Source organism: Pseudoalteromonas sp. P1-26 (assembly GCF_001401795.1).
GTDB lineage: Bacteria > Pseudomonadota > Gammaproteobacteria > Enterobacterales > Alteromonadaceae > Pseudoalteromonas.
Genome location: NZ_LKDX01000072.1, coordinates 1 through 11,880, shown reverse-complemented (window position 1 = coordinate 11,880; position 11,880 = coordinate 1). Strand labels below are relative to the sequence as shown.

Genomic DNA, 11,880 nt, shown 5'->3' with positions numbered 1-11,880 from the left:
GCGCCTGATGTTTCCCCCGTAGGACTGGCTTTAGCCGGGAAATGTCTTAAGTTAGCGAGTTTCAAGGGGAAAGAGTAAAGTTGCGAGGTGCGAGATTTGAGGTGCGAGATACGAGTCTGTAGCAGCGATTTTACATCGCGTCCTAGAACCCAGAACCTAGCGCCTATTGTTTCCCCCGTAGGACTGGCTTTAGCCGGGAAATGTCTTAAGTTAGCGAGTTTCAAGGGGAAAGAGTAAAGTTACGAGGTACGAGATACGAGGTGCGAGATTCGAGGTGCGAGATTCGAGTCTGTGGCAGCGATTTTACATCGCGTCCTAGAACCTAGAACCTAGAGCCTAATGTTTTCATTCGTAAGCGTGAAACTTGTTTCGCGCGTCTGAAGATAGGAAATTTGAAAAGGTTTACATGGACTATGTTGGGTTCTATTCGCCACTAAAGTACCTCCTACAAGACTTAAATCGCTAAGATGAACACTCGACCTAACCAACCCCACAGGTCGTCTGAAAGCTGAAAGCTTCTTTCCCCTTTCCCCTCGCTAACTTTACTCTTTCTTACTTCCCCCACAAAAAAGCAGCCATACGGCTGCTTTGAAGGGAAATCACATTTTAATGATGGGCATTAAATGTGGTTATTACACTTAAAGTGCTTTCCATACATCCGCGACACCTGGCTCGTCTCCTTGAGTCCACCATTTCGCTTCGTATTTATTACCTTGGTGAGTAACTTGGTCGCCACCGTTATAGATACCCGCAGCTTGCCATACAACATCACCATTACCGTCGGTTGGTTGTGAAGTTGCTTCCCATGGGCCGCCTAAATCAGGGCGCTCGCCTTGTGTCCACCATTTAGCGGTGTACTCTACGCCGTTATAAATTACCGTATCACCACCTACATAGATAGCCGCTGCATCCCATGTCGTTTCACCATCTGGCGGAGTTGTTGTACCCGAGTCTGTCACGGTGACATTAAAGCTCACTGCTGTTGCTGTTTGGCCATCACTTACCGAAACCGACACAACATAACTAGTATCTGCATCAACGCTGCCCGCTTGTAAACTCACATCAGCACCTGAGCCCACTAGCGTTAAGCCTGCTGGCACACTCCAGTTGTATGAAAGCGCATCGCCATCAGCATCAGATGCCGAAACAGCCACGTCCACACTCGCATCTTCTGCCACTGTTTTATCAGTAATTGCCGCAACGACTGGTGCTTGATTCTCGCCTGTCGTTGGTGCTACTACATTTACTGTAACGTTACGGCTTACACTTGCCTCGCCATCGCTCACACTCACAGCAACCGTGTATTGCGTATCAGCAGTCACTGATGGCGCTGTGATTACAAGGGTATTTGAATTTTCACCAGTTACTGTTAACGCACTGTCAGCTGTCCAGCTAAAGCTTAGTGGATCGTTATCTGCGTCAGTTGCCGATGCACTAACAGATACACTTTCGCCCGCATTAACAGATACTGTACTTGATACAGATAGCACTGGCGCTCTATTGCTAGGCTCAGTGACGGTACCACCAAGTGCCTCGTGCATGGCATTAAGAATATCGCCATTATCAGCGTCAATTTCCCATGCAAACAGACCACCTAGATTATATTGATTAACATAAGCACCTTTTGCCAAAACAGAACGACGGTTATCGTATGTAATTAATTTACCGTTGCTACGGTTCCATACATAAGCGGCTTCGGCTTGTTCGTCATAACCTGTTTCAAACCCATTGATGCCATTTTCTGCAGCGCCCAACATGTAAGTTTTGATGCCTTTATAATCGATTACACCGTCTTCCCATACACCTTGCGCTGTAGTGCCTTTAAGTTTGCCGTTGCCCGGTGCTGTCATAGGGTTATCAGCGATAGTCGCGTTTTCTGGATAAACACCTTCCCAGCCACGGCCATACATAGCAGCACCTACCACGATTTTTTTCGATGGTACGTTTTGCGCAAGTAGATTTTGCACTGCATTATCAGTTGTATAAGCAGGGCCTTTATATGGAACGCCTTCTTCATCAACACCCGTGCCATCACACTGACCAACACGGAAATGCGATGAACAATAAAGCGCAGCCTGATGGCCAGTTACATTGCTCCATGCACCATAGTAGTCGTAGCTCATTAAGAAAATGTAATCCATATATTGCTGAGCTTGTGAGTAGTCGACATCTTCAATTTTGTCGTAACCTGCACCAATCGCTGATGTTAACTCATACTCACGACCTGTCTCTGCTTCAAGCTTATCGAGCATCGCGCGCAGCTCTTGCATTAGCGCAACGTATGCAGGGCCATCAGCAACTGGGTCGCCTAAGTTTGGATTAGCACCCTGACCACCAGGGTATTCCCAGTCAATATCAACACCATCGTAGAACTTCCAGGTTCTTAAAAACTCTTCCATTGATGCCACAAACGTGTCGCGATTGGCTTTATCGGTAAAGTAGGCAAATGGGTCTGATAAAGTCCAACCACCTACCGATGGTAAAATTTTCAGATCAGGATAACGCTGCTTTAACGCCATTAACTGCGAATACGTACCACGAATTGGGTCATTACTATCAACACCTGGTAGCGCTTTTTGAATCGCAGCCCATGGGTCGTGGATCACCACTTCAAAATCTTGAGAACCCGCACAAGCAGTATTTAGCGCGTTTTTAGGGCCGCCCGTTAACGAGTCATTCGGTCCACAAATTGGAATAAAACCATACAAGATATGACTGAGGTTTTGCGCTGGAATATTGGTTACATCATAGTCACGACCATAAATACCCCATTCAACAAAGTAGGCGCCTGTTACTAGGCCGTCTTTGGTGCCAATATCTTGGTTATTTGGATCATAATCCATCGGCAATGGCGCTAAGTGGCCGCCATCTGTATCGGCAATAACAATTGGCTTACCTTCACTGCGAGCACAGGTGGTACCGCCTTCACATAGTTCTACATATAATGTGTGACGACCTGCTTTATCATACGGGAAGCTAATAACACCACTTTTGGTACCTGCTGCCAGCGAACCTTCATTAACCAGCATATCATCGAAATACACTTTGTAGCTGTCGCCGCCGTCACCACTCCATGCATTCCATTCAATGCTGATAGTGACTTCATCTACGCGGTTCACCAAGCTCTTATATGAACCTGTGCCTTCAAGGTCAACCTCAACAAATGAGTACTCTTGTGGTTCCCAAATGATGGTCGGTGTTGATGGTGCCGCATTCGCTGCACTTGCAAAGAGTGCAACACCAATGGCTGCGCTTAATTGTTTTATATTCATGATTCTCTCTTATCTGTTTTTATATAGCGTTACGCTGTTATTGATAAAGTTTGAACTACAAAACTTTAGATTTCTGTCCATACTTGGCTGGCACCCGGTATATCTCCTTGGGTCCACCACTGCGCTCGATAGCGCTGTCCTTGATAGGTTACTTCGTCGCCGCCTTGATAGGCTTTGCCGCTGTTCCATTCGATTGATACACTGCCAGATTCAAGCTGCCATGCATCACTACTGTCTGGTTGTGCGCCTTGGTTCCACCATTTCGCACTGTAAACTCCGCCGTTAAAACTCACTTTATCGCCCGTGTTGTATTGGCTTGTGCTATTCCAAGCAGGCACGCTCGGATCAACTGGATCAGGGTCGACCACAGTGCTATTAAGCACAGTCACGGTAAAACTAACTTGGCTTGTGAGCTCGCCATCTGACACCGATACACTTACGGTGTAGCTTGTATCAGCATCTACAGCGGGGGCATTTAGCGTGATGTTGGCATCGCTGCCCGTAAAGCTCAGTGGTGCCGGTACATCCCAGCTATAAGTTAAGGTGCTTTGCTGATCATCAAAGGCGTGCAGGTGTATCGCGGTGCTGCTCTCTTCTTCAACTTGAAGATCATCTGGTTGATGAATTATCGGCGCGGTATTGTCAGGAGCAGCTTGTACGCTTAGTGCAAAGCTGTAGTTTGCATTCGTTGTGAAGACCTGATTAGTCATTAAATCAGACGCATCAAAGGCAATATCTCCGGCGCTATTTTGCACGCCAATATTAACTAACTGCGCGTAATTAAGGTTTAACAACGCTGCAAATTCAGCCTGCCAATTAGCTTGATTATCCGCTGTGATCTGCATTTGTTGAGTAAATAACTCTTGGCCATTTTCATCAAATAACCGAGCTGACACACTACCGCCAACCTCAGCGTCTTGTCCTTGACGAACAAAGTAGCTAATTGCTGCCCAATCGGTTGGCTCTGTCGGGGTCGCATCGCTGACAATATTAATATCGCTACAGTTGTAGAAGCCTTCGCCGCCGGCATCATCTCGTTGCCAACGCGTGTATAAAATGGCATCGCCACTGCGCCCTTGTGGAATAGACACGCTCATTTCATAGTAACGGTCGTTGTTAGCATCAATACTAAAATCAAGATTACCGTACTCTTCAACAAGCTCTAGGTCATCCCAAGTAAGTACTTGAGTCGCACTATCAAAGCCCGGTTTTGTTAAATAAAACTGCCAAAAACTCGGGTTATGCGGCGTACTCGCTAAAAAGCGCACTAAAATATCGCCATTAGCATTAGGAATAACCTCACTGCGTTGCCAATGCGCTGAAGGTAAATCCATACCGCGTTTTTCTGGGTCGCCTGCTGCACATAATCGGCCATCAGGTACACTTTGCTTTACTGCCTCTAGGTTTGTGTAATCAATGGTATTAGCCGAAAATTCAATGTCTTGCACAAACTGTACATGCCCTGCTTCAACAAACGCTGCACGACAAGCAAGGTTAGGGATCCCAGTGCCATCAGCAGGCCACCAGTACCCGCCATCAGCATTACAAAATGCTTGGCGTGCCTTCGGGCTTTCTAAGAATCCGTGGGCATTCACATGGCTTGATGCACAGGCAAGCAGCATGCTGGTTGCCACTGCCGATAAAGACAATGCCTTTGATTTCATTACTTTCATTGTTGTTCTCGCTGTAGAAATGCGGAGCAAAGTCCTTGCTCCGCTTAGTTGGTTAAAGCGTGCAACTCACCGTCCAGTCAGCAGATGTGCCTGGCTCTGTGCTCGTCCACCACTTTGCTTCGTAAATCACGTTGTTGTGATTCATTAGGTCGCCGCCAACAGCATGGCTTGGGTTACCAGCCCAGTCAGTTTGCGGCCAATTTGGATACACAGGGATGCTTGCTACATCAACACCATTACAGCTTCCCTCGCCACCCGTATCACCACCGGTGTCACCGCCAGTATCACCACTGCCAGCTGTGCCATCTGGTAGCATTGGGTATTCAAATTTAAAGGCGTAGGTTTTACCATTTTTCTCAATCGTGAAGTTAGATGGCCCCGTAATTGGCATGTAGTACATAACTTGCGCCTCAACGGTTTCACCAGTGTTAAATGACTTTTCGATACCGCCCCACTCATTCACTAAGGTGATTGAAAAACGATGGAACTCATTTTCAAAACCACCGATATTATCGCCAGCCGCATTAGAGCCATTCGCTTCAACTGCCATGCCGAGCTTTTCTTGTGCATTCCAATTCGATTTGAAAATTGCCGAGGTAGAAACGGGCACATCAAAGCTGATTTTCGCGCCGCTTAAATCGATATCTGAGTTATTGGTGAATGCGAATGTAGGTGAAATTGGGTAGTTATCATCACCAATTGGGAAGTCTTTCACTGTAAAGCTTACGTCAACAGCTTCGCTTGGCATGGTGAAATCGACATTACCTTGATGCGTGTTGTAAGCCACACCACTTTGGTTAAATTTATCGTAAGCAAGTGTGGTTAAGCTTGAGCCCATGAAATACTCACCTTTCGCTGAGTCATAATCATAGTCACCAGCAAGCTCCCAGAACATGATGCCACCAAGGCCATTGTTGATAACATAATCAACTTTGGTTGCCATTGATTGCTCATCTTCAATTGATAAGAATACCTTTTTCTCTGCATTCCAAAGCCATGGAGCAACAGCTACATCATCGTAGAAACGTGTGTAAGTTCCGGTTAATACATCATCTGCATCGGTTTCTGGCGTTAGGCCATAGATTTCAAGGTAAGAAGGGTTAATGCCATTTTCGAGATTTTTCGCATGCCATAGTGGGTTCGAACCTGCTGGCATTTCTTCACCAACATCGTTCTTATCGTGCCATAGGTTATCAATGCCAAGTGCGCCATTACCGCATTGGTTTTTCTCACCAACGCCAGTCCCTTTCGCACATTTTGATTGATCTGGCAGCGCTGCTTGGCCCCATAAACCATTAGTACCGCCCGACACATCTTTAAAGCCACGGGTGTAATATGGAATACCAATATTGATTCGACCTGCAGAGACCGCACCGCGGAAGTAACGCACAGCCCAATCCGTATTTAAGTAGCCAATACCTTCAAACTCAGCGGTGGTATAAACGCCCCATTGCGCTAATTCAGAATCAAGACCGGTATCAAACAAGGCTGCGTTATGGCCTACATGTGAATTCCATGCACCATGTAAGTCATAAGACATAATGTTTACGTAATCGAGATACTTCACGCTTTGGAATGTTTCCATGCCACGTAATAAGTAACCTGAAGATGGCGAAGCAATTGTTAACAAATAATGCTTACCTGCCTTTTCACCTGCAATATCAAGTTCTTCACGTAGTTTTTGCATCAATACACGATACGAGGCGTTAAGGCCTGCGCGACGAGCATTAGAAATAGGAAAATCATCAGGGTGGCCTGAGTCGTTCATTGACGATGGGTATTCGTAATCAATATCGACACCATCAAAACCGTAGGTTTCAATAAACTCAACCGCGCTTTTCGCAAAAGCATCAATTCCCGCTTGGTTCACAGAGCCATCGGCATTGGTTGTCATCGTGTAGAAACCACCGCTATTTACGCGAGTACCGTCTTCACCAAAATAACCACCGGTTTCAGCCCAGCCACCTACAGAGATTAAGGTTTTTACATCTGGGTGTTGTTTTTTGAATTTATTGAGTAAGTTAAAGTGACCTGTGTAACTAAAACTTGGATCCATTTCAGCGCCTGTAACGCCCGGCCAAGTCATGTTTGTCGCTGGGTTGCCAGCAGCATTTGGATCACCAATCGAGACCTTGTTATTGCCATCAACATGCGCGAAGGCATAGTTAATATGGGTGATCTTGTCCCAAGGAATATCGTTAACTAAGTAGCTTGGCTGACCGTTGGCACCATTTCGCCAACTCGTAAAATAACCAATAACTCGGCGTGGATGATCGGCGCCCATTTTCTCGCGGCCATTTTCATCATACACGCTACAGTATGGGGTATTGACACCCGGTGTTTGGTATAAGCCTTGTGGTTTACAATCTGTACCGGGTTCTGTTGCTTCAACAACATTAACAACTTTGCTTTGTGTATCCGTCGCGCCTTCGTTATCGGTCACTGTTAAGGTAAATGAAAATTGCCCAAGTGCTGGAGCCTGCCAACTGTAACTTGAAGAAGCAGCACTTGCTTGATGAACTTCAGTGCTGTTTTCAGTTAACGATAATGCGGTTACTTGGCCATCGCTATCAGTGCCAGAAAGCGCAAACACCACACTGTCACCCACCATTACTTGTGATGGCAGTGAGCTAAATTCAATGCTTGCCACTGGCGCTTGGTTAACCGGCTCAACGTCATCAGACACACTCACTGAATGTGCAACCGCTGTAGAGGTTAGCCCTAAATCATCCGTTGCGACCGCACTAATCACATGGCTGCCTTGCGTTGCTTGCCAGCTCGCTGAGTAAGGTGTGCTTGTCACAGCACCCAGCGATGTTCCATCAACAAAAAACTCTACACTTGCCACGCTACCATCAGGATCAGTAGCGACAGCACTTATGACAACGCTGTCACTAGTGGTAAATAAAGAACCCTCTGCGGGTGTTAAGCTGCTAATTTGAGGCGCTTGATTCTCATTGACAACGCTGTCATAGACGCCCAATAAACGCCATTCTTGATCGACACCAGAAGTCTCCACAGGGTTGGTTTGCGTCCACCACTTAGCTTCATAAGCGCTACCTTGTGCCTGAACCTGATCACCACCAACATGTGTTTGCCCTTGTTGCCACACTTCTAAGTTGCTGCAATCAATCGCAGCCTGTGCTGTAAAGCCGTATAAACCTAGTGACAGCGCACTCAGTTTAAAGGCATTTTTTATTAATTTATGCGAGCTCATTCGCTCCCTCCGCCCAAAGTTTTAATAACATTTATTTTACAAATCCAACTTTAAAGTAACACACAACGCTATTACGTCAAGCTTGCATTTACCTATAAAGGGTAAAATAAACACACTTTTTGATGCTAGGCTCAGTTAAAACCACTAAAAAAGAATTAATTATTTTTATCAAAAAGCAAAAACGAGGATGATTCTACCGAGTGAAAATGAACATAAAATTAACAATAATTTAACCACCGAAAGCGCGGCACTCCTAGCTTGTATAAAAAACAAGCAACACTTGTGTGAGGGTAGGTGAAAATAATGATTGTGTCGATTATGGGTATATAACGAATAAATTAGTTTTCAAGTAAAAATTTCTATAAAAATTGAGTGAAAATTATTCTTAACACGAATTTTAGTCATAAAAAAAGCAAACACTCAGTGTTTGCTTTTCACAAAAATCCTATTTGATCACAACTTAATTAAGCAGCGATTAAATAGGACTCTCGTCCTGCATGCTTTGCCTTACGTTGATATGCACCTTTACCTTTTTTAGGTTTCTCTACTTTTGCGGTGAACAGCTTAGATGTAACCATTGCGGCGTACACATTATCGTTAATTACACCACGACCAGTATCAACTTGGCCTTGTGTACGTTGTTTCTTTTTGCTCATTTTTTGCTCCTATTTAAAGTGTTGCGAGTATATACCTACCTAAGCGCTACGCAAGCGGTTTTTAAGAAAAAAACGACGATTTCCCCACTTATTTTGTCTTAAGCGCTTTTACTAAACACCATGCCTTGTTGTCATTTTTCTGACTAAATTCGTATTTTGATTGCATTCACTACCTAACTGCTGGCAAAACTAGCGAAAACAATCATAGTTAATTAAAAACAAACAGGATTACGATGACTGACTTTCTCTTAATCGCCTATATTTTCCTTATTGCAGGCATTATTGCCGTGCCTATTGCCAGCAAGTTTGGACTTGGTTCAGTGCTTGGCTACTTACTCGCAGGTATTGTTATTGGGCCAACACTGACATTTTTAAATGTTGATGTGATTGCCATCCAGCATTTTGCTGAGTTTGGTGTGGTAATGATGTTATTTATTGTTGGCTTAGAGCTAGAACCCAAAGCGCTTTGGTCAATGCGAAAGCAGCTTATTGGCCTAGGTGGCGGACAGGTGGTTTTCTCAGCAGCCGCTTTTACTGGAATTGGTTTAGCATTTGGTCATGCATGGCAAACAGCACTTACAATAGGCTTAATATTATCGCTTTCATCGACCGCTATTGTACTGCAAACGCTTTCAGAGCGCGGGCTATTAAAATCAGATGGTGGCCAAGCCTCATTTAGCGTATTACTCACCCAAGATATAGCCGTTATTCCTATGCTTGCGTTTATTCCATTACTGGCTTTACCTGAATTAGCGCCTGCTATTGCAGATACAACCCATGCAAGCGAAGACGGTCATGCTCGCTTAAGCTTGGTGGCGGGCCTTGAAAGCTGGCAAGCAGCGCTGGTTACTTTAGGTATGATCGCGCTCGTCGTTTTTGGTGGTAACTACTTAACCGCACCGATTTTTAGGTTTGTCGCACTAGCACGGCTTCGCGAGCTATTTACCGCTACAGCCCTATTCTTTGTTATAGGTATCGCTTTAATGATGTCGTTAGTTGGCTTATCCCCTGCGCTTGGCACCTTTTTAGCGGGTGTTGTACTTGCAAACTCACCTTATAAACATGAGCTCGAAAGTAATATCGATCCCTTTAAAGGACTATTACTTGGATTATTCTTTATCACCGTTGGCGCGAGTATCAACTTTCAATTACTCGCAGATAACCTAGCCACCATCGTACTACTAACCGGCGCACTGATTGCAACTAAAACAGTTGTGCTATTAATTTTAGGCCGTATTTTTGGCCTAAAAGGCGCCGCACTTTGGTTGCTAGCACTGGGGCTTGCACAAGCTGGTGAGTTTGGTTTTGTACTACTTGCTTACAGTGTTTCTAATAATGTTTTAGCCACAGCCGTTGCCGACCAGCTATTACTGGTTGTGACCTTATCCATGCTGGTTTCGCCGGGGTTATTTATTCTATATCAACGTGTGATAGCACCACGCTTTATTTGTGAGCAAGCAGGAAAAGAAACAGAAGAGTTCCCTGATGATAGCCATGTGATCATCGCAGGCTCAGGCAGAATGGGTGGACTTGTTGACCGTATTTTACAAGCTGGCGGCTATAAAACCACTGTGATTGATTACAACTACAAACAACTTGAGGCCCTTGAGCGTGTTGGTATTCGTAACTTTTTTGGTGATGCCACTCGACCAGATCTACTCAGTGCTGCAGGCATTGAAGATGCAAAACTGCTGGTTGTTGCGCTTGATGATGCCGAACAAATTACTAAATTAGTTCGCTATGCGATGCAAAATTACCCGCATTTACATGTGGTTGCCCGCGCTGTAGACCGCCATCATGTATACGATTTATGGGCTTACGGATGTCGAGATATTATTCGCGAAACTTACGACAGCACCATGCGCATGGGCCGTTCAGCCTTTGAGGCACTTGGTATCGAGCGAGAAAAAGCCCAAGGGATGGTCGATATTTTCAGTGAGTTTGATAAAGAAATGCTACGAGAAGCTGCCGATGTCTACGAAATCGGCGTGCCATTCGAAGAAAACCATGCCTATATCGAACGTATCACCAAATTATTCGATGAAAAAGAACCCGAAATAAAACAGCAAATGCGCGAGATATGCGAACGAGTTAAAAGGGACTAGGTTCGAGGGGTTAGGGGTTAGGTGCTAGGGACTAGGGGCTAGGGGCTAGGGACTAGGGACTAGGAACTAGGAACTAGGAACTAGGAACTAGGAACTAGGAACTAGGAGCTAGGAGCTAGGTTCGAGATGCGAGGTGCGAGATGCGTGGTGAGAGATACGAGATACGAGAGTAAACGCGATATAAATCTGATGCGTTCGTAGGAATGGCTTCAGCCATGAACTCTCAAACACCACACAAATATAAGACTACTCGACGTAGGCGTGAAATTTATTTCGCGCGCCATGCAAGCATAACGCCTACGTAGCAGCAGCTTTATTCCGCGCCATTGGTGAGGGGTGCGAATTATGAGATGAGATGTTCGAGGTGCGGGATGCGAGATGCGTGAATAAACGCGATATAAAATCGCTGCTACAGACTCGTGTCTCGCATCTCGAAACTCCTTAACTTTCCCCTTACAATTTTACTCTCGTAGCTTACCGAAATATAAAGGTATTAAATAATGTAATAAGGAGTATTACAGTATGGAAACGCTTAATAAAAAGGAAAAGCTGCTATCTATTTTGTTCGGATTGGCAGCAACTATTAATTTAACTGTCGGTATTTATTTGCTTATATTACAAGGCCTAGACTGGTTAGAGTTCATTAGTTGTCTAGCAATTTCACTTATAATTTTAGCGGGTAGCTTAAACCCAAAGCTATTCTTTAAACCGGTAAAAAACATATTTTCATCGCACTTCACTTTAGAGCCAATAATAAACTCGACTATCTACTACACAATTATAATTACAAGTTTGATTTTGTTATTTGGAAGCATTCTACTAAATAGATTTTGAAGTGCTTAAATGCAGATGAAAACTCAAAAAAGCGAAATAAAACGCGATATAAAATCGCTGCTACAGACTCGCATCTCTTGTCTCGCATCTCGCATCTCGCATCTCGCATCTCGTATCTCGTAT

General features: G+C 44.8%; 5 protein-coding genes. 1 reads left to right on the top strand and 4 read right to left on the bottom strand.

The features are described from left to right. Positions 1-638: 638 nt before the first annotated feature. The 4 genes from AN394_RS20175 to arfA form a co-directional block, all read right to left on the bottom strand. Complete coding sequence (locus AN394_RS20175; RefSeq protein ID WP_054563246.1) at positions 639-3,272, bottom strand: glycosyl hydrolase family 18 protein; 2,634 nt, start codon at positions 3,270-3,272, stop codon at positions 639-641. A gap of 65 nt (positions 3,273-3,337) precedes the next feature. Further along, the gene (locus tag AN394_RS20170) at positions 3,338-4,945 is read right to left on the bottom strand and encodes a lytic polysaccharide monooxygenase (protein ID WP_055022389.1); all 1,608 of its coding nucleotides are present in this window, start codon (positions 4,943-4,945) and stop codon (positions 3,338-3,340) included. Positions 4,946-4,997: 52 nt separating this feature from the next. Continuing rightward, entirely contained in the window at positions 4,998-8,162 is a 3,165-nt protein-coding gene (locus AN394_RS20165; RefSeq protein WP_055022388.1) for a glycosyl hydrolase family 18 protein, read from the bottom strand. A gap of 464 nt (positions 8,163-8,626) precedes the next feature. Continuing rightward, positions 8,627-8,818, bottom strand: a complete 192-nt coding sequence (arfA, locus tag AN394_RS20160; protein ID WP_054563243.1) for an alternative ribosome rescue factor ArfA — start codon at positions 8,816-8,818, stop codon at positions 8,627-8,629. A 233-nt stretch (positions 8,819-9,051) separates the two neighbouring features. Between arfA and AN394_RS20155 the strand changes: the two genes are divergently transcribed. After that, a complete protein-coding gene (locus tag AN394_RS20155) occupies positions 9,052-10,923 on the top strand; it encodes a monovalent cation:proton antiporter-2 (CPA2) family protein (RefSeq protein ID WP_055022387.1) in 1,872 nt (623 codons plus the stop codon). Positions 10,924-11,880: the final 957 nt, after the last annotated feature.